Origin of the sequence: Bacillus sp. FJAT-27001, assembly GCF_019039175.1 — a bacterium.
GTDB classification, from domain to species: domain Bacteria; phylum Bacillota; class Bacilli; order Bacillales; family Bacillaceae; genus Bacillus; species Bacillus velezensis.
This window is the reverse complement of record NZ_JAHOAA010000008.1, coordinates 25527-45054: the sequence shown is the minus strand read 5'-3', so window position 1 is coordinate 45054 and position 19528 is coordinate 25527. Positions and strand designations below refer to the sequence as shown.

General features: G+C 48.4%; 20 protein-coding genes. 11 read left to right on the top strand and 9 right to left on the bottom strand.

Annotated elements, in window-relative coordinates; genetic code table 11:
* Positions 1–46: 46 nt before the first annotated feature.
* Positions 47–1195, top strand: coding sequence for a Rap family tetratricopeptide repeat protein (locus BGM27_RS18045; RefSeq protein WP_007410270.1), 1149 nt, complete (start codon positions 47–49; stop codon positions 1193–1195).
* Positions 1179–1298: a phosphatase RapC inhibitor PhrC gene (phrC, locus tag BGM27_RS18040; RefSeq protein ID WP_003156334.1), complete on the top strand. Its 120-nt coding sequence runs from the start codon at positions 1179–1181 to the stop codon at positions 1296–1298. Before BGM27_RS18045 ends, phrC begins: the two co-directional genes overlap by 17 nt.
* Positions 1299–1445: 147 nt before the next feature.
* Here the strand turns inward: phrC and BGM27_RS18035 are convergent, their stop codons facing one another.
* Both BGM27_RS18035 and BGM27_RS18030 read right to left on the bottom strand, forming a co-directional pair.
* Positions 1446–1556, bottom strand: a complete 111-nt coding sequence (locus BGM27_RS18035) for a YjcZ family sporulation protein (RefSeq protein WP_369878517.1) — start codon at positions 1554–1556, stop codon at positions 1446–1448.
* Positions 1557–1635: 79 nt separating this feature from the next.
* Positions 1636–3000 (bottom strand): aspartate kinase, encoded by a 1365-nt coding sequence (locus BGM27_RS18030; RefSeq protein ID WP_007410272.1) that lies wholly within the window; start codon positions 2998–3000, stop codon positions 1636–1638.
* Between the two features lie 413 nt (positions 3001–3413).
* On the opposite strand from BGM27_RS18030, the gene BGM27_RS18025 reads away from it, so the two are divergent.
* From BGM27_RS18025 to BGM27_RS18010, 4 genes are read left to right on the top strand one after another with little or no spacing between them, the layout of a single operon-like run.
* Entirely contained in the window at positions 3414–4367 is a 954-nt protein-coding gene (locus BGM27_RS18025; protein WP_015239156.1) for an ABC transporter permease, read from the top strand.
* Complete coding sequence (locus BGM27_RS18020) at positions 4357–5304, top strand: iron chelate uptake ABC transporter family permease subunit (protein ID WP_007410274.1); 948 nt, start codon at positions 4357–4359, stop codon at positions 5302–5304. The genes BGM27_RS18025 and BGM27_RS18020 overlap by 11 nt, the downstream gene beginning before the upstream one ends.
* A complete protein-coding gene (locus tag BGM27_RS18015) occupies positions 5298–6056 on the top strand; it encodes an iron ABC transporter ATP-binding protein (protein WP_003156330.1) in 759 nt (252 codons plus the stop codon). The genes BGM27_RS18020 and BGM27_RS18015 overlap by 7 nt, the downstream gene beginning before the upstream one ends.
* 21 nt (positions 6057–6077) lie before the next feature.
* On the top strand, positions 6078–7022 hold the full coding sequence (locus BGM27_RS18010) for a siderophore ABC transporter substrate-binding protein (protein ID WP_007410275.1): 945 nt from the start codon (positions 6078–6080) through the stop codon (positions 7020–7022).
* 41 nt (positions 7023–7063) lie between these two features.
* Here the strand turns inward: BGM27_RS18010 and BGM27_RS18005 are convergent, their stop codons facing one another.
* The 4 genes from BGM27_RS18005 to BGM27_RS17990 all read right to left on the bottom strand — a co-directional run bounded on the left by BGM27_RS18005 (position 7064) and on the right by BGM27_RS17990 (position 10591).
* A complete protein-coding gene (locus tag BGM27_RS18005) occupies positions 7064–8488 on the bottom strand; it encodes an MDR family MFS transporter (RefSeq protein WP_007410276.1) in 1425 nt (474 codons plus the stop codon).
* A gap of 17 nt (positions 8489–8505) precedes the next feature.
* Positions 8506–9381, bottom strand: coding sequence for a TetR/AcrR family transcriptional regulator (locus tag BGM27_RS18000; RefSeq protein ID WP_007410277.1), 876 nt, complete (start codon positions 9379–9381; stop codon positions 8506–8508).
* Between the two features lie 159 nt (positions 9382–9540).
* On the bottom strand, positions 9541–10287 hold the full coding sequence (gene nfsA, locus BGM27_RS17995) for an oxygen-insensitive NADPH nitroreductase (RefSeq protein WP_007410278.1): 747 nt from the start codon (positions 10285–10287) through the stop codon (positions 9541–9543).
* 16 nt (positions 10288–10303) lie between these two features.
* Positions 10304–10591, bottom strand: coding sequence for a putative quinol monooxygenase (locus BGM27_RS17990; RefSeq protein ID WP_003156323.1), 288 nt, complete (start codon positions 10589–10591; stop codon positions 10304–10306).
* A 141-nt stretch (positions 10592–10732) separates the two neighbouring features.
* Here BGM27_RS17990 and BGM27_RS17985 point away from each other — a divergent pair, with 141 nt between their 5' ends.
* Complete coding sequence (locus tag BGM27_RS17985; RefSeq protein WP_007410279.1) at positions 10733–11047, top strand: ArsR/SmtB family transcription factor; 315 nt, start codon at positions 10733–10735, stop codon at positions 11045–11047.
* Between the two features lie 27 nt (positions 11048–11074).
* Here BGM27_RS17985 and gabR read toward each other — a convergent pair whose 3' ends face one another.
* Positions 11075–12484 carry a MocR-like transcriptional regulator GabR gene (gene gabR, locus BGM27_RS17980; protein WP_007410280.1) on the bottom strand — a complete coding sequence of 470 codons (1410 nt, stop codon included), beginning with the start codon at positions 12482–12484 and terminating at the stop codon, positions 11075–11077.
* 107 nt (positions 12485–12591) lie between these two features.
* Between gabR and gabT the strand changes: the two genes are divergently transcribed.
* From gabT to gdh, 4 genes are all read left to right on the top strand, one after another.
* The gene (gene gabT / locus BGM27_RS17975) at positions 12592–13899 is read left to right on the top strand and encodes a 4-aminobutyrate--2-oxoglutarate transaminase (RefSeq protein WP_007410281.1); all 1308 of its coding nucleotides are present in this window, start codon (positions 12592–12594) and stop codon (positions 13897–13899) included.
* 105 nt (positions 13900–14004) lie between these two features.
* Entirely contained in the window at positions 14005–15393 is a 1389-nt protein-coding gene (gene gabD, locus BGM27_RS17970) for a succinate-semialdehyde dehydrogenase (RefSeq protein WP_007410282.1), read from the top strand.
* Positions 15394–15547: 154 nt separating this feature from the next.
* On the top strand, positions 15548–16411 hold the full coding sequence (locus BGM27_RS17965; protein WP_003156317.1) for a RhaT/GlcU family sugar-proton symporter: 864 nt from the start codon (positions 15548–15550) through the stop codon (positions 16409–16411).
* Positions 16412–16431: 20 nt separating this feature from the next.
* A complete protein-coding gene (gdh, locus tag BGM27_RS17960) occupies positions 16432–17217 on the top strand; it encodes a glucose 1-dehydrogenase (RefSeq protein WP_007410286.1) in 786 nt (261 codons plus the stop codon).
* Between the two features lie 45 nt (positions 17218–17262).
* On the opposite strand, the gene BGM27_RS17955 is transcribed toward gdh, so the two are convergent.
* Positions 17263–17874: a YcnI family copper-binding membrane protein gene (locus tag BGM27_RS17955; protein WP_007410287.1), complete on the bottom strand. Its 612-nt coding sequence runs from the start codon at positions 17872–17874 to the stop codon at positions 17263–17265.
* 12 nt (positions 17875–17886) lie between these two features.
* Positions 17887–19515, bottom strand: a complete 1629-nt coding sequence (locus tag BGM27_RS17950) for a copper resistance CopC/CopD family protein (RefSeq protein WP_007410288.1) — start codon at positions 19513–19515, stop codon at positions 17887–17889.
* Positions 19516–19528: the final 13 nt, after the last annotated feature.

Here is a 19528-nt window from a genome sequence, read left to right as displayed (position 1 = left end):
TGATAAAATAACTGGTAAACAGGTCTTGGATGGGGAGGGTGAAGGAATGAAGAGCGGGTTAATTCCTTCTTCAGCAGTCGGGCAGAAAATTAACGAGTGGTATCGATACATCAGAACATTCAGCGTGCCGGATGCGGAGATCTTGAAGGCCGAGATCAAACAAGAGCTTGACCATATGGAGCCTGATTCGAACTTAGTGCTTTATTATTCCCTCATGGAATTTCGCCATCAGCTGATGCTGGACTACTTGGAGCCGCTGGAAAAACTGAAGATAGAAGACCAGCCGACCCTGTCGGAAATTCTTGATAACATTGATAACAGCCAGGCCGGCCTCAAAGGGCTTCTCGATTATTACGTCAACTTTTTCAAAGGCATGTTTGAATTTGATAAAAGAGAATTTATCTCAGCGATTACATATTATAAACAAGCTGAGAAAAAACTGGCCTTCGTATCGGACCACGTGGAACGGGCGGAGTTTTATTTTAAAGTGGCCGAAGCTTATTATCATATGAAACAAACGTATTTTTCTTTGATACATATAAAAAACGCTTATGAAATTTACGTAGAGCAGGACACATATAACGTCCGGATCATTCAATGCCATTTTGTATTCGGCGTCAATTTAATGGATGAAAGGCGCTTTGAACAGGCGGCCAAACATTTTCAGCACGCTCTGCAAATGGCCGAAAAAGAACAAAAAGCGCAGCTTGTCGGGAGGGCGCTGTATAACCTCGGACTGTGCTACTACAATCAGGACCGCATCGGCGAAGCGATTCCGTACTTTGAACGGGCGGTCGATACATTTGAATCACAAAGAATCGTCAATTCTCTTCCTCAAGCATATTTTCTAATCACACTCATTTACTTTAAACTCGGAAAAAAAGAAAAAGCGTCGGAATATCACAAGCGGGGATATGAATATGCTAAAGAAACAGACGATCCCGTTTATACGGTAAAATTCGAATGGCTGCAGGCTCTGTATCAGGCGAAACCGGATGAGGAAACAATCAGCGCGTGTTTCCGTTACCTGGAAGATAAAAATTTATACGCCGATATAGAGGATTTAGCACTAGAAGCAGCTAAATATTACTATGAACAAAATTGCTTTAAAATTTCTTCTGACTATTTTCTGAAAGTCGAAGAGGCAAGGAAACAAATACAAAGGAGTGAGGGTTTGTATGAAATTGAAATCTAAATGGTTTGTTATTTGTTTAGCAGCCGCCGCGATTTTTACAGTGACAGGTGCAGGCCAGACAGATCAGGCTGAATTCCATGTAGCTGAAAGAGGAATGACGTGAGAAGAAAATAACCTGAACAAAGGAAAAGACTGCCCGAGAATGTTCTCGGCAGTCTTTTTTGCGCGGCCGGACTTGGACAGCGGCGGAAAACAAAAGAAAACGCCGCAGGTCAAAACCCGCAGCGTCCTCATATAGACGGAGTGATGTTTAGAAACCGCCAACGAAGGCAGTACCTACAATAATCAACAGGATAAATAAAACAACGATCAAAGCGAAAGAGCTGACTCCAGAATATCCTGACATGAGCTTCACCTCCATATTGTCTATACCATACAATATGTAAAAGAAGCTGTTTTGTAAGGGATATTAGTGGACAAGAGAAAAAAGAGGCGGTGCCCTATGAGAGTAAGACTCCGGCGAAAAATTCGTCATACAGCGCACGCACCGCGTGTTTTTCCTGTTCTTCTTTCACTCCGAACATCATGCTGACTTCCGATGACCCTTGATTGATCATCTCGATGTTGACGCCGGCTTCCGACAGGGCTTTGGATGCCCTGGCGGTTGTGCCGACATTATGGCGCATCGCTTCCCCGACGACCATAATCAGCGCCAGATTGTGCCTGACTGTGACTTCATCTGCTTGAAGTTCCTGCTTCAGGCGGGTGACGAGCCTGTGTTCCAGTTCTGAGTTCATCTGATTGTGCCGAAGGATGATCGTGATGTCGTCAATGCCGGATGGAACGTGTTCATACGTCAATCCTTCTTCCTCCAAAATGTGAAGGGCTTTGCGGCCGAAACCGATTTCCCGGTTCATTAAATATTTGCTTATGTAAATGCTGCAAAAGCCCGTGTCGCTTGCGATGCCGATGACTGGCCCGTTCGTATTGTCACGGCTGCTGACGACCCGCGTTCCTTTCGCATCCGGATTATTCGTATTTTTAATCTGAACGGGGATGCCGGCCCGAAATGCGGGAATCAGCGCTTCATCATGAAAAACGGAAAATCCGGCATAGGAGAGCTCACGCATTTCCCGATACGTCAGTTCGTTAATTTCTTTCGGATGCCGCACGATTGACGGGTTGACGGAATAGACGGCGTCCACATCAGTAAAGTTTTCGTACAGGTCGGCTTTTAAGCCGCTGGCGAGAATGGAGCCGGTAATATCAGAACCGCTCCTGGAAAACGTCACAATCTCATGCTCCTTCGTGTAACCGAAGAATCCCGGAAAAATGATCAAGCCTTCACGGTTTCTCAGACGGTACAAATGATCATAAGACTCAGGGAGCACCTGCGCGCTTCCGGGTTCATTCGTCACAAACAGCCCCGCTTCTTTCGGACTTACGTATTCCGCTTTCACGCCCTGCCGTCGGAAGTAGGCTGCGATCAGCTTCGCGTTGTTGTCCTCGCCGCTCGCCTTCACCGCATCCATATATTGTTTGGGATTGGTTTTACAGCTGTTTAAAAGAGCGAATAGGTCACTGCGGATTCTTTCTATAATAGAGAAATCCAGGTTCAGCTCACGCGCGATGGCGGCGTACCGTTCAATGACCGTTTCGGCAAGCTCGGGCGCTGCACCTTTTTGCAAATAATGCTCCGCACAGCGGATTAACAGATCCGTCACCTTTGTATCGTCCGAGAAGCGTTTTCCCGGCGCCGATACGACGACGGCTTTCCGCGCGGGATCAGCCGTCACGATTTGAAACACTTTCTCAAGCTGGGCTCCTGACGCAAGAGAGCTGCCTCCGAATTTTACAACTTTCATGATTTACATCCCCTAATATTTAAATTTTCTCACAAATTTAATTTTTATTATCTCTCTTTCAAACATGTAAATCAAGGATTTTTTCTACGTGGGGAGAACATTTGTATTTTCATGGAGGAATTTTGCCGCTGTTTGTCAGATTTGTTTCCCTCAAGCGTGTCATCATGTGCAAAAAATGATAAGCAGCCAAATGAAGGTTATAGAAAATCCTGCAAATTCTTGATAGACTGATTGTAAGACAATTTAGTGTACGGCCCGCGGATGACCGCTTTTGAAAGCAAAACTGTATTGACTGCGCTTGGAAAGATGATAAGATTATAATTGTCATTGATAATGATAATCATTACGAGTGGGATATATGGGAGTTGTTTGGCAATCAGTCATACCGTTTGTGATGGGTGCAGGGAGGCAGCATGAAGCTACGTTACTTACTTTTGCTACTGGCGGTTTTGGCGTGTACTTCTATATTTATCGGTGTAGAAGATTTGTCGCCGCTGGATATTTTTCATTTAAATAAAGAACAGGCAGGTACATTGTTTGACAGCCGGCTGCCGCGTTTGGTGAGCATTATCATCGCCGGCATGAGCCTGAGCATCTGCGGATTAATCATGCAGCAGATCAGCCGGAATAAATTTGTATCGCCGACGACTGCGGGAACGATGGACTGGGCAAGGCTCGGAATTTTGATTTCATTAATGCTTTTTACGTCAGCGAGTCCGCTTGTGAAAATGTCTATCGCTTTCGTTTTCGCGTTGGCGGGGAATTTCCTTTTCATGAAAATCCTCGAGAGAATCAAGTTCAATGATGCGATTTTTATTCCTCTCGTCGGTTTAATGCTTGGGAATATTGTCAGCTCAATCGCCACGTTTATCGCATATAAATACGATCTGATCCAAAACCTGTCATCATGGCTGCAGGGAGATTTCTCACTGGTCGTCAAAGGCCGGTATGAGCTTTTATATCTGAGTATCCCGCTGGTGATCATCGCTTATGTGTATGCGGATAAATTTACGGTGGCGGGAATGGGAGAGAGCTTTTCCGTCAATCTCGGCCTGAAATACAAACGCGTCGTTAATATCGGTCTGATTATCGTGTCGCTCATCGCTTCACTGGTGATCCTGACCGTCGGGATGCTGCCGTTTCTCGGTTTGATCATTCCCAATATGGTGTCGATTTACAAAGGGGACAACCTGAGGAGCAGCCTGCCTCACACCGCTCTGCTGGGCGCTGTTTTTGTGCTGTTTTGCGACATTTTGGGAAGAGTGATTATCTTCCCGTACGAAATTTCCATCGGCCTGATGGTCGGTGTTATCGGCAGCGGCATCTTCCTGTATATGCTGTTAAGGAGAAAAGCATATGAGTCATAATAAAAAAATTACGCTGCTGGCGGCGCTCGCCATGATATGTATCGGATTCTTCCTGTTCTACGGACTGGGCAATTGGGAATACTCCCTGCCGAGACGATGCTTCAAAGTGCTTGCCATGATGCTCACCGGAGGAGCGATCGCGTTTTCAACGGTCATCTTCCAGACGATTACAAATAACCGCATACTGACACCGGGCATTTTAGGCCTCGATTCCCTGTATATGCTCATTCAGACCGTCATCGTGTTCCTGTTCGGTTCAATGAATATCGTCATGATGAACAAAAATCTTAATTTCGTCATCTCCGTCGGGCTGATGGTGCTCTTGTCCCTCGTTTTGTATCAGCTCATGTTTAAAGGCGAGGGGCGGAACGTGTTTTTCCTTCTGCTTGTCGGCGTCGTGTTCGGCACGCTGTTCAACAGTCTGTCATCCTTTATGCAGATGCTGATTGATCCGAATGAGTTCCAGGTTGTTCAGGACAAAATGTTTGCCAGTTTTAACAATATCAATACCGATCTTTTAGGGTTTGCCGGTGCTGTCTTTCTTCTGACGGGCATTTATGTCTGGCGGTTCACGCGGTTTTTTGACGTGCTGTCGCTCGGCAGGGAGCACGCCGTCAACCTGGGGATTGATTACGATAAGCTTGTGAAACAGATGCTCATTGTCGTCGCCATTCTTGTGTCTGTCTCTACGGCTCTTGTCGGACCGATTATGTTTTTAGGACTGCTTGTCGTCAATCTGGCGAGAGAGTTTTTAAAAACCTACAGGCACACGTATTTAATCGCAGGTTCTGTCCTGATCAGCATCGTCGCGCTCGTCGGGGGCCAGTTCGTCGTGGAGAAAGTGTTCACGTTTTCCACGACGCTGAGCGTCATCATTAATTTTGCCGGCGGGATTTATTTTATCTATCTGCTGTTAAAGGAGAATAAATCATGGTAGAGGTCAAAAATGTAAGCAAACAATACGGAGGGAAAACCGTCCTTGAGAAAACGTCTCTATCCATTCAAAAGGGCAGGCTCACCTCATTTATCGGTCCGAACGGCGCGGGAAAAAGCACGCTGCTGTCTATCATGAGCCGGCTGATTAAGACGGATTCCGGGGAAATCACGGTCGACGGGCAAGAGATCGGGGCCTGTAAAAGCAACGATCTGGCAAAAAAAATCAGCATCCTGAAGCAGACGAACCAAATCAATATCAGGCTGACGATTAAAGACCTGGTCAGCTTCGGCAGATTTCCGTATTCCCAGGGGAAACTGACGGATGAAGATTGGGTGCATATCAACCAGGCACTCAGTTATATGAAGCTGGATGACTTAAAGGATAAATATCTCGATCAGCTCAGCGGGGGCCAGTGCCAGAGGGCGTTTATCGCGATGATCATCGCTCAGGATACGGACTATATTTTTCTCGATGAGCCGCTGAACAATTTAGATATGAAGCATTCCGTTGAAATGATGAAGCTGTTGAAGCGGCTTGTGGAAGACTTCGGAAAAACGGTCGTCGTAGTGATTCACGATATCAACTTCGCATCCGTATATTCAGACCATATCGTTGCACTGAAAAACGGCCGGATCGTCAAAGAAGGGCCGGCGGAGGAGATCATTGAAACCTCCGTGCTTGAAGATATTTATGATATGACCATCCCGATTCAAGAGATTGACAGTCAGCGGATCGGTGTGTACTTTTCTTAAAAACCAGATGAGGTGAAAATCATGAAAAAATTCGCATTGCTATTCATTGCGCTCGTTACGATTTTTGTTGTTTCTGCATGCGGAAACGGGGACAAAACATCAGGCAAATCAAAAGAAACAATCACAATCAAAGATGACCTGAACAAAGAAGGCGTCAAAGTGCCGAAGAATCCGAAAAAAGTCGTCGTATTCAACTTCGGAATGCTGGACACGATGGATGAACTGGGTTTACAGGATCATGTGGCGGGGCTTCCGAAACAAAACATTCCAAAATACTTATCTTCATATAAAAGTGATAAATACACCAATACAGGCGGTTTAAAAGAACCGGATTTTGAAAAAGTCGCGGATATTGACCCGGATTTAATCATTATCGCTCACAGACAATCTGATTCTTATAAAGAGTTCTCAAAAATCGCGCCGACGATTTACCTTGATGATGACTATACAAACTACGTTGACAGATTCAAGCACAACACCGAAGTGATCGGCAAAATCTTTAACAAAGAAAATGAAGTGAAAGATAAGCTTGCGAAAATTGACAAATCCATTGCGGATCTGAAGAAAAAGACAAGCAGCACGGATAAAAACGGGTTAGTGGTGATGGCGAACGACGGCAAAATCAGCGCGTTCGGATCTAAATCAAGATACGGCTTCATTCATGATGTGTTCGGCGTCAAACCGGCTGACAAAAACATCGAAGCCTCATTGCACGGACAAAGCATTTCTTATGAATATATCGCCAAAACAAACCCTGATTATATGTTTGTCGTTGACCGCGGAACAGCGATCGGCACAAAATCTTCAACAAAACAAGTGGTTGAAAATGATTATGTAAAATCGGTGAAAGCGGTGAAAAACAACCATGTTGTCTACCTTGATTCAGCTACATGGTATTTATCAGGAGGCGGCCTGGAATCCATGGCGCAAATGGTGAAAGAAGTTAAAGACGGAATCGAGAAGTAAAAAAAGAACCCGGTCACATACGTGATCGGGTTCTTTTTGGTTTACCGCGTAACGGCCTGCTGCTGCTCGGGCTGACGCGGTTTTTTCTTCAATATAAAAGATAGGAGGAAGCCGGCCAGCGCGATGCAGGCGGCTACGACAAATGCCGCATTCATGCCGTGCAGGGCGGCGTTTGCCGGAGTTGTCGCATTTGCGTGCGCGGCCTGGCTGCTCATCACGGAAACTAGCAGCGCCGTACCGATAGAACCGCCGACTTGTCGGACGGTATTGTTCATGGCTGTGCCGTGCGGAATTAAGTGGCGCGGCAGGGCGTTGATTCCCGCTGTCGTCACCGGCATCATAATCATGGCTGTTCCCAAAAGCCGCGCGGTATAAACGACGACAATCCAAATAAGAGACGTCGAGTCCGTCAGATTCATAAACGGCAGGGACGTGAGCAGGATGATGAAGAATCCGGTCATCGCAAGGCCCTTTCCGCCGATTTTGTCAAACACCCGGCCGATAAACGGAGACATCATCCCCATCACAATCGCGCCCGGCAAAAGCATTAATCCGGTATCAAACGCGGATACGCCCCGGACTTTTTGTGTGTAAAGCGGGAGAATGGTTTCCGTTCCGATCAGCAGCGCGAAAACAAGCGTTCCGAGCAGGGTGGTCAGGCTGAAAATCCCGAAAGAAAACACACGGAATTCCAGCATCGGTTTTTTGAGCTTCATCTGTCTTGCGATAAAGAAAATCAGCGCGACCGCTCCGACAAGCAGCGAAGTCAGCACTTCAGTACTGGTCCACCCTGATGAACCGGCGCTTGAGAAGCCGTAAAGCAGACCGCCGAATCCGAGGGTCGATAAGATCACAGATAAAATATCAATCTGTGTTTCTCGTAATGTCGTGACGTTTTTCATCAGAATAATCGCTAAAAGCAAATCGATGACTGCGATCGGGAAGATAATATAAAACAAAGACCGCCAAGAGAATGCTTCGACCGCCCATCCGGAAAGCGTCGGGCCGATCGCCGGCGCGAACGAAATAACCAAGCCGACCATACCCATGGCGCGGCCGCGCTTTTCCATCGGGAAAATCGTGAGAAATACCGTCTGCATGAGCGGCAGCATAATTCCGGCGCCGGCCGCCTGAATAATCCGGGCCGTTAAGAGCACCGGAAAGTTCGGGGCGAATGCGCCGACAATGGTGCCCGCCGTGAAAATACTCATGGCGGAAATCAAGAGGGTGCGGCTTGTGAATTTCTCTATTAAAAACGCGGTAATCGGAATCAAAATCCCGTTCGTCAGCATAAACGACGTTGTCAGCCATTGCGCTTTGTTGGCGTCTATATTGAAGTCATTCATAATGTGCGGCAGCGCCGTAATAAGCAGTGTCTGGTTCAAAATGGCGACGAACGCACCCGCCAAAAGAATCCCGACAATGACAGAGCGGTTGTATGGTGCAGTTTTAATACTCTTATTCAAGCTGATTCCTTCTTTCTTTATAGTTTGAGCAATGTTTTAACGGCTGCAAGCGGCTGGTGCAGCGGTCCGGCCTGCTCCAAATAACCGATGAGCGCTTTGATGAGAAAATCCCGCGGCTGTTTGCCCGCTGATTCTTTCTCCAGCATAGCCGCAGCGGAAGCGAGTCCTGCGGCGTCATATTTTTCCTCCGGAAGGGCTGAGACGGCTTCTTTCAGTTCCTTCAGGCTTTCAGCCAGCAATACGGTTTTGTCTTTCGGCTCAAATGAGGAAGCGGAGGCGATATAAAGGTCAATCATCTCCTGAGGCAAAGCGGTTTCGGTTGTCCTGTTTTCGACGATGAGATTGAGATGGCGGATGATAAACTCCGTGAGCGGCTCCAGGGCGAGCGGTTCTTTTTCCAGCTTAATCAGCGTGATGCATTCTCTCAGGAGCCCCTGCAGGACGATCACCAGCTCCCATACATAAGGAATAATGTCTTCGCCGTACGTCTGAATCAGTGAATCGCGATGCCAGCAGATAAAGGTGGAGCGGGCCCTGTGAATATGCCGTTTTACCCGTTCATTAATGGAAGAGGGGCTTCCGTACATCAGCATATTAAAAAACTGCTGATTGCGCCTGAAGCCTTCAAGCTCAGCCATCAGTTTTTTGGCAAACCGTTCCTCAGGAGAGAGGCTTGTTTCTTCATTCAATAATGAAGCGGCGGCTACCATCTGTTTCTGGTTAAAATCGAGCAGCTCCAGGAGCAGGTCTTCCTTTGATTCAAACAGCTTATATAAAGACGCTTTGGAGACTTTGCACTCCTCTGCGATCGCCTGCATCGAAACGGACGAAAAGCTTTTCCCGGAAAAAAGCTTTCTTGCCGCCAGCAGAATATCCGTTTTCTTATCATTCATAAGCCCAGATTCCTTCTTTCGTCACAATAGAAAACCCATCGGTTCACAGAAAACCAATGAGTATATGATGAAAATATTAACAAAAATTTTTACATAGTGTCAACGCTTTTGTTTGAGAAATAGAAAAAACCTGCCGGAGTGTTCCGGCAGGCTGATCGCTTATTTTTCCGTCTTAAATCCTTGTTTTTCAAGCATTTCACGAATGTGAGGATAATAAACCTGCTTATAGTAGGAAGTGATGCCTTGTGACCAGTTTCTTGTTTCCTGTCCGTCGGTGCGTTTTTTCATGTATTCGGACATCTGCTTGTCATAGGCCTCGATATGGGTTCTTAAATCTTCTTCTTGATACGTTTCATGATGCAGAACGGCTGCTTGCGGCAGACGCGGTTTTTTCGCGGAGCGGTCTGCCGGATGGCCGATGACGAGACCGGAAACCGGGAAAACGTATTTTGGAAGTTTCAGCAATTCAATGAGTTCGTCCGGCTTGCCGCGCACGGCGCCGATCGGCACAGTGCCGAGTCCCATTGATTCAGCCGCAGCCGTTGCCGTACCCAGCGCAATCCCGACATCTACGGCTCCGACTAAGACGGACTCTAAACCGTTCGTGATCTCAAGCGGTGTATCATTATACTCTTCAAGCGCAATTTTGGCACGGTTAAAATCAGCGCAGAATAAAAGGAAAACCGGCGCTTGGTCAATCCACGGCTGGCCGCCGGCCAATTCGGATATTTTTTTCTTCCGTTCCTTATCTTTCACCGCAATAACGGTAAATTGCTGGCCGTTAATGGAAGTCGGCGCTGCCTGAGCGGCTTGGATGATAAGGTCCAGCTGTTCATCCGATACGGGTTCATCTGTGTAGCTGCGGATGGAACGGTGGTCTGTTAATATTTGAAGGACTTCGTTCATGTCATTCATCCTTTCGTTACTCTGACAGTTCTGTGCGGACGACGTCAAGCGGCGCACTCAGCACTTCTTTTGCTTTTGCCACGAATCCTTGGAAATGGTCAGTTGCGTTGTGGAATTTCATCGCTTCTTCATCTTTCCATTGCTCAAGCATAACGAATGTATTTTCCTCACCGACTTTTTCGAAAAGATCGTATTGCACATTTCCTTCTTCCGCGCGTGAATGCTGAACAAGTGATTGCGCTTCTCCTAAAAATTCCTCGCGTTTATCCGCTTTTACTTTCATGTAAGCCTGTAAGACGATCATTGTTATTCCTCCTGATTGGGTTTATTTGTTATAGTTCGAATATTATCGAACTAACTGTAACATGTTTCGCAGTGAATGGTAAAGGAAAAACCCTCACCGCCTAAATTGTCACCCGCCGCTGATCTGTGTTACATTTGACTCATGAACATTCCAAACCATCCTGAAACCGACCGCTTACAGCTGACAAAGGTTCTTCATGCTCTGAGTGATCCGCTCCGCTTAGAGCTGGTCAAACAATTGGCGGAAACAACAGAAAAAACGTGCGGTACCTGTGCTGATGTCCGGGTCGCCAAATCAACGCTGTCCCATCACTTCAAAGTGCTGCGGGAAGCGGGGATCGCCCAAGTGCGTATAGACGGGAAGCACCGTTATTATTCCCTGCGCAAAGATGATTTACATGAGGCGTTTCCCGGCCTGTTGGAGGCGATTTTGCAGACAGAGCCGGACCGCTGGTAAATAAGTCCCCGAATTCCGGGGGTTTTTTTATGCGCCGAAAACCGCCCGGTAAAGCCTGTAGACGCCTTCTTGAATATCGCTCTCCTTCAGGCGTGCGAACCCCAGGATAAGCTGCGGTTTGTTTGAATCGCCTCCCGCTTTCAGACGGAACCGGCTCATCGCAAACAGATCCAGCTGTTCTGCATCCGCCCGTGCCAATATCTCTTTTTCTGAACGGGCGCATTCAAACTCAGTGACAAAATGAAGCCCCGCATTGGCGCCCTTTACACTGATTCTTTCTCCGAATGTTTCTTCCAAAGCCGAAATGAGGCATTCCCGCATGTTCTTATAATGCTGCTTCATCTTTTTAATATGTTTCTGATATTCACCTGATTCGATAAATTCTTTCAGCGCGAGCTGGGCAAGCGTGCTGCACGTTTGCAGGTCATACGTTCTCTCTTTGAACGTCCGCAAAAGCCCGGGCGGCAGAACCATATAGCTGATGCGCAGACCTGGGAAAAGGGATTTTGAAAAGGTCCCCATGTAGATGACATTTTGAAACCGGTCAAGGCTTTGAAGCGCCGGTATCGTATCGGCGTCATATTTAAATTCACTGTCATAATCATCTTCAATGATGAAGCGGCCGTTCTGTTCGGCGGCCCAGTTTAAAAGCTGAATCCGCCGGGAAGCGGGCATGATCACGCCTGAGGGGAATTGATGGGAAGGCGTGGTGATCAATACAGAGGGCCGGCGTTTTTCGATTTCGTTCATGGACATGCCTTTTTCATCAAGGCTGATCGTCGCAACCTTTTTCCCGAGGTTTTGCAGCAGCCGGTACATCCTCATATATCCCGGGTTCTCCATGGCGTAGAGCGCGTCTTTTGGCAGCAGTTCCGTCAGCAGCTGCATCAGCATTTGTGTGCCCGCTCCGAGCACGATTTGTTCCGGGCGGCATGTAACGCCCCTTGTCAGGGAAATAAGCCGCGAAATTGTTTCACGGACTTCATATAAACCTTGAGGATGGACGAGTTCTCCGAGTGTATGAAATGAACGGGCGGCTGCTTTCTGCTCACAGCGGAACCAGCTTTTCAGGGGGAAATGCGCCGTATCCACGCTCATATGTGAAAATGAAATCCAGCCGCTTTTATCCGTCTCCCGCTCTTTTAAATCTTCAGGCAATGAGAGCGAAGGCGTTTCTTCATGATCAAACGTTTCAATTTCCTCCACGAAAAAGCCTTTTCTTTCAACCGCATATAAATAACCTTCCGAAAGCAGCTGCTGATAAGCTGAATTCACTGAATTTACGCTGACCTTCAGCGTCTCGGCAAGCTCCCGTTTAGACGGCACCTTTGTATGAGGCATCAGGCTGCGCTTTAAAACGGCCGCTTTTATGTGCTGATAGATCTGCTGATAGATATAATCCGCCGTTTCCGAATGATCAATGGAAATCGTCAGCATCCAGACCATGCCCCTTTCTGATACCATGGATAAATTGATTTTGGTACTTTTCATCATACCAAAAAGAAGTCAGAATGATAAGAAAACAATGCAGGGGGATGGAATCTATGAGTCGAACAGCATCATCGGAAGTGACAATTGCCCAGTGGCAGCAAAAACGGGACCAATTCGTTTCCAAGGGGGTCGGCAACGGAAACCGCAGCATGGCGGTAAAAGGGGAAGGGGCGCTTTTGTACGATTTGGACGGCAGTCGATTCATTGATTTTGCCGGAGCGATCGGAACGCTGAATGTCGGCCATTCCCATCCGAAAGTGGTGGAGGCCGTGAAGAAACAGGCGGAGGATCTGATTCACCCGGGATTTAACGTCATGATGTATCCGTCTTATATTGAGCTGGCTGAAAAACTTTGCGCCATTGCGCCGGGGGATCATGCGAAAAAAGCGATTTTTCTCAATTCGGGGGCGGAAGCGGTGGAAAACGCCGTGAAAATCGCCAGAAAATATACGAAGCGCCAGGCTGTTGTGTCATTTACAAGAGGGTTCCACGGCCGCACGAACATGACGATGAGCATGACGAGCAAGGTGAAGCCTTATAAATTCGGTTTCGGCCCGTTTGCCTCAGAGGTGTATCAGGCGCCGTTTCCTTACTATTATCAAAAGCCGGCCGGCATGAGCGACGAGCAGTATGACGACTTTATCATCAGCGCTTTTGAGGATTTCTTTATCGCCGCAGTTGCACCGGAAACCGTCGCCTGTGTCGTCATGGAGCCGGTTCAGGGAGAAGGAGGCTTCATCATTCCGTCAAAACGTTTCGTCCAGCACGTCGCCGCTTTTTGTCAAAAACACGGCATCGTTTTTGTAGCGGATGAGATTCAGACCGGTTTTGCCAGAACGGGAACGTATTTTGCGATTGAACATTTCGGGACCGTTCCTGATTTGATCACCGTTTCCAAATCACTTGCGGCCGGATTGCCGCTGAGCGGCGTCATCGGCCGGGCGGAAATGCTTGATGCCGCCGCGCCAGGGGAACTCGGGGGCACATATGCGGGAAGCCCGCTCGGCTGTGCGGCTGCGCTTGCGGTCTTGGATATTATTGAAGAAGAAGGGCTGAATCAGCGTTCCGAGGAGATCGGCCGGATCATCGAGCATCAAGCGCTCGAGTGGAAAAAAGAGCATGCCTGCATCGGAGAAGTGCGCAGACTCGGCGCGATGGCGGCCATCGAAATTGTCAAAGATCCGGACACGCGGGAACCGGATAAAGCAAAAGCCGCGGCGATCGCTAAAACGGCGAACGAGAACGGACTGCTGCTGCTGACGGCCGGCATTAACGGCAACATTATCAGATTCCTGACGCCGCTTGTCGTGACGGATGATCAGCTCAAAGAAGGCCTTTCCATTATCGAAGCAGCTCTGTGAGTTCAATTATTGGAATGCCGGCGGATGTGTCTGCTATCATGAAAGTGTGAGATACATCAACTAGCATTCAATGGCTTTACTATAGCAGAGAAAGGAATGTTCAATATGCCAGAACAATTAACAGTGTACAACCCGGCAACGGGAGAGGCGATCGAAAGCATCCCCCAGCAGACGGCCGAAGATGTTGAAAAAGCGATTGAACGTTCACATCAAGCGTTTCAATCATGGTCCAAAACATCAGCGGGAGAACGTGCCTCACTTTTGAGAAAATGGTATGAGCTGATTGTTGAAAATAAAGAAGAACTTGCGGAATTAATTACGAAAGAAAACGGCAAACCGTACGAAGAAGCGGTCGGAGAAGTTTTATACGGCGCCGGTTATATTGAATGGTTCGCCGAAGAAGCAAAACGGATTTACGGCAGAACAGTACCTGCGCCGACAACGGGCAAACGGATTGTCGTCACCCGTCAGGCGGTCGGCCCGGTAGCCGCGATCACGCCGTGGAATTTCCCGAATGCGATGATTACAAGAAAAGCCGCGCCCGCTTTGGCGGCAGGCTGTACGTTCATCATCAAACCGGCGGAGGATACGCCGCTTTCCGCTTACGCCCTTGCGCGTCTCGCATATGAAGCGGGAATTCCGAAGGACGTGCTGCAAGTGGTGATCGGTGACGGAGCCGAAATCGGAAACGTCTTCACCAGCAGCCCGAAAATCCGCAAAATTACCTTTACCGGCTCAACGCCTGTCGGCAAAATCCTGATGAAAAACAGCGCCGACACCGTAAAACATATGTCAATGGAGCTTGGCGGACATGCGCCGCTGATCGTGGATGAAGACGCTGATCTTGATCTGGCGGTAGCCCAAACAATGGCCTCTAAATTCAGAAATGCCGGCCAAACCTGCGTCTGTGCGAACCGGCTGATCGTACACGAATCCGTAAAAGACGAGTTTGCGAAAAAACTGAGTGAAGAAGCTGCGAAACTCAAAGTCGGAAACGGTCTTGAAAAAGGCGTAAACGTCGGCCCTGTCATCAACAAAAAAGGCTTCGATAAAATCGTCGGCCAAATTAATGACGCCGTGGAAAAAGGCGCAAAAGTGCTGACGGGCGGAACGTATGACCAAAACGATGAAAAAGGATGCTATTTCGTGACACCGACCGTGCTGTCAAATGTAGATACATCCATGAACATCATGCATGAAGAAACATTCGGCCCGGTTGCGCCGATCGTTACGTTCTCAGATATTGATGAAGCGATCAAGCTTGCGAACGATACGCCGTTCGGGCTTGCGGCTTATTTCTTCACAGAAAACTACCGCCGCGGCATCTATATTTCTGAACAGCTTGAATACGGCATCATCGGCTGGAATGACGGCGGTCCGTCCGCGGTTCAAGCGCCGTTCGGAGGAATGAAAGAAAGCGGCATCGGCCGTGAAGGCGGTACGGAAGGCATTGAGCCGTACCTGGAAACCAAATACATGTCTATCGGACTTTAATGAGCCGAAAAGAAAGCCCCGCTTCTAAGCGGGGCTGTTTTTATTGAGCAGTCTGCCGGTGAATATCGCCGGCAGGCTTTTTTGATCTTGCGGGAATAATCGGTTCGATTCCAGACAAAATAACAGCAAATACGATTGAAAGAAGGTCGCCATCATGGATATATTATTGGCTCTTCTCCCGGCTTTATTTTGGGGGAGCATCGTGTTATTTAACGTCAAATTAGGCGGCGGGCCTTACAGCCAGACGCTGGGAACGACAATCGGGGCGCTCATCGTTTCGTTTGTGCTGTATCTGTTTGTCCACCCGGTGCTGTCCGGGCGCATTTTTATTGTCGGCATCATCTCGGGGCTGTTTTGGTCGCTCGGCCAAAGCAATCAGCTTAAAAGCATACAGCTGATGGGCGTTTCAAAAACGATGCCGATATCAACGGGAATGCAGCTCGTCTCGACTTCTTTGTTCGGTGTGATCGTATTCAAAGAATGGTCAACCCCGATCGCGATTACGCTGGGTATTCTCGCCCTTATTTTTATCATCATCGGGATTGTGCTCACATCTTTAGAAGATAAAAAGGGGCGGGCGGACGGAGAACCGGGAAACTTAAAAAAAGGCATTGTCATCCTGCTGATCTCCACGCTCGGTTATTTGGTCTATGTCGTTGTGGCCCGGCTGTTCGGCGTATCCGGATGGTCAGCGCTCCTGCCGCAGGCGATCGGGATGGTCATCGGCGGACTGCTCCTGACGTACAAGCATAAACCGTTTAATAAGTACGCCCTCAAGAACATTCTGCCGGGAATCATCTGGGCGCTCGGGAATATGTTTCTGTTCATCTCACAGCCGCGCGTCGGAGTTGCGACAAGTTTTTCCCTCTCTCAAATGGGGATTGTCATCAGCACGCTCGGCGGAATCTTCATTCTCCGTGAGAGCAAAACGAAACGTCAGCTGGTCGCCATTGCTATCGGGATTATCCTGATCATTGTGGCCGCGGTATTCTTAGGCGTTGCGAAATCAAATTCATAACAAATGCAGGAGGTTTGAACATGTACACGGATTTAAAAGGAAAAGTCGTTGCCATTACGGGAGCTTCATCAGGATTAGGAAAAGCGATGGCGATCCGCTTCGGACAGGAGCAGGCGAAAGTCGTGGTTAACTACTATAGTAATGAAAAAGACGCCCAAACCGTTAAAGAAGAGATTCAAAAAGCGGGAGGCGAAGCGGTCATCATTCAAGGCGACGTCACAAAAGAAGAAGATGTCAAAAACATCGTGCAGACCGCGGTGAAGGAATTCGGCACATTGGATGTCATGATCAATAACGCCGGTATGGAAAATCCGGTTCAGTCGCATGAAATGCCGCTCAAAGACTGGAACAAAGTCATCAATACCAATCTGACCGGCGCTTTCTTAGGAAGCCGCGAAGCCATTAAATATTACGTAGAGAATGATATTCAAGGAAACGTCATTAACATGTCAAGCGTACATGAAATGATTCCATGGCCTCTGTTTGTTCACTACGCGGCGAGTAAAGGCGGCATCAAATTGATGACGGAAACGCTGGCGCTTGAGTACGCGCCGAAGCGCATCCGTGTCAACAACATCGGGCCGGGAGCCATCAATACGCCGATCAACGCGGAAAAATTTGCGGATCCCGTTCAGAAAAAAGATGTGGAAAGCATGATTCCGATGGGATATATCGGTGAGCCGGAAGAAATCGCGGCTGTCGCCGTCTGGCTTGCTTCAAAGGAATCAAGCTACGTAACCGGCATTACGCTGTTTGCTGACGGGGGAATGACCAAATATCCGTCATTCCAGGCAGGCCGCGGATAAGAAAAAAAGCGATCGCAGGCTCTTTAGAGCCGGATCGCTTTTTGCTTACGCGCGTTTTTTCTTTACAAGCGCCGCGATGGAAAGGATAATCGCCGCAGCTGACAGAACGATGGCTGCAATATCAAGCGCTGATACGCCGGATTTGCTTTCTTCGTTTGACTGTTCAGCTCCGTGCGCATCCGTCACGCTGGCCGATTTCGTGATTTTCGTAATCGAGTGAGGCGTGTCGGCTTTCTCATCACCCGTCCATTCTACAATGCTGCCGTCTTTGTAATATTGGTAAGCGTCCCAAGCGGCATCTCCGCTCTTTTCAGGATTTTTCGCAACGAACGTGAACTGCTGGAATTGGCCGGGCTGAATGCCGCCGTCTTTTGCTTCCCAAGTGACGGAGACCGCTTTGTCATCATGTTTGGATACGGATGTTTTCCAGCCCGGAATCGGCTGATACTGCTGAAATTCAACGCCGGCGGGCATTTTCAGCACGACTTTCGTTGTCGGCTCATTCTTTTCCACAGGCACTTTCATCGTGTACGTTTCCCAAGAACCGGCCGCGGATTCCGCCGGTTTGACTGAGACGTGGGCGCTTGCTGTCGCCGTAAAACCGACGAGTGACAGGGTCACGGCGGATATGAATAATAAAGCCTTTTTTTTCAACATGAGATACACTCCTTAGTTTGTCGTTGAGAATATTTGGTTGATTTCATTAAAATCGTTTGTCAGCCCGTGGACTTTGATCTTCCAGTTTCCCTTTTCGGTGATGGACAGGTTGGCGGCTTCGAATGTGCCTTCCTTCGTCTTCTTCAAATCAAAGGTGCTTTCATGCTGTTTGCCGCTGAAGCCCGTCTGGTAAACAGTGACCGTAAATTGCTGAATGTCTTTTACCAAGCTGCCGTTGTGATCGGTGACAATGACTTGAAATTCATTTTTACCCGGCTGGTTCGGCGTAATGTGCAAGGACAGGGTTTCCCCGTTTCCGATCGTTTCTGAGCCGTTAAAAGGCAATGGCGCAGGCGGCGGCGGGCTGGGCAGGCTTGTGAAGACGGCGGTTGTAAATAATACCGCGATGCCTAGTGCCCATTCGGCCTTTATCGTTGCGCTGATGCTCCTTTTTCTGCTGAACTTCGTCATCCATACGTGAACGGCGCCGAGCGCAAGCATGATAACAAACAGTCCGATTTTCAAAAGGAGCGTCTTACCGTAAGCGGTGTGAAAGAGTGAATCAAACGTGCGGATAATGAAAAATCCGTTCAGCACACCTGAAAATAACAGCACACCGACAGAGGCGAACGCCCAAGGAGAAAACCGTCTGACCGTTTCCCAAGCGATGGTTTTATCGGGTTTTCTCCACTCTGATGAAAGAAGCAGCACAAGCGCGGCGATACCGCCCATCCATACAGACGCGGCCGATAAATGGAGAAAGTCCATCGCGATGCCGACCGCTTTTTCGTCAATGACCGCCGCGTGCCCGGCGAATGCTTTTGCCAAAAGCGAAGCGAAGAAGAACAACAGCGGCGCCGTCCAGTACGCAAATGACCGGAATGCTTTCTTCTTCAACAGCGGGATCATGGACAGGGCGAGCAGGATAAATAAGCTGATCTGGATCATCCAGACGTACCCGCCTGCCGTTTTCAGAAGCGTTTCTTTTACATAGTCCGGCTGGAACGCGGCGCTCCAAGCGCCGCCCGCGTTTTCTTTCGTCTGGATCGGGAGCTGGCAGATAAGCGCGAGCCCCGTTACACATAAAGAAATCACGAGCAGCTTTACAGTTCGTTTTGCTTTTGATGAATCTTTATTATTTCTGTACCAAAACAGATGGAAAAAAGCCGTGCCGATAAACAGGGAGAGAGCGGTGTACAAAATACCGCGGTCGATGGCCGCTTCGGGATGAAGCGCCGCTTGCGATGATGTCTGCTCCTGAAGTTCTCCGCCGGCTTTTCCGATACTGAAAGGGATGACGCCGGATACCGGATGTCCGTCGGCCGATACCGCGTTCCATTCCGCTCTGTAAATATCATGCGGCAGATTTTTTTTCAATGCCGCGGTCATGATGCGGGCATCATTTTTTTGAATCACTGTTTTGCCCGCGTCGACCCGTTCGCCGGATGAATTATAGACCTTAATGGAGTGGAAGCCTTCTTCAATCTGTTCATTAAACTCAATTTCAATCTGCTTCGGCGCTTGTTTTAATTCACTGTTCTCACCCGGATTTAAGTTTGTGATGTAGGCGTGGGCGAAGCTTGTTTTCGGAATCAAAACAAGGAACAGCAAAAAGATGAGCCAGCGTTTGTTCTGTCTCATGGATGATGACACC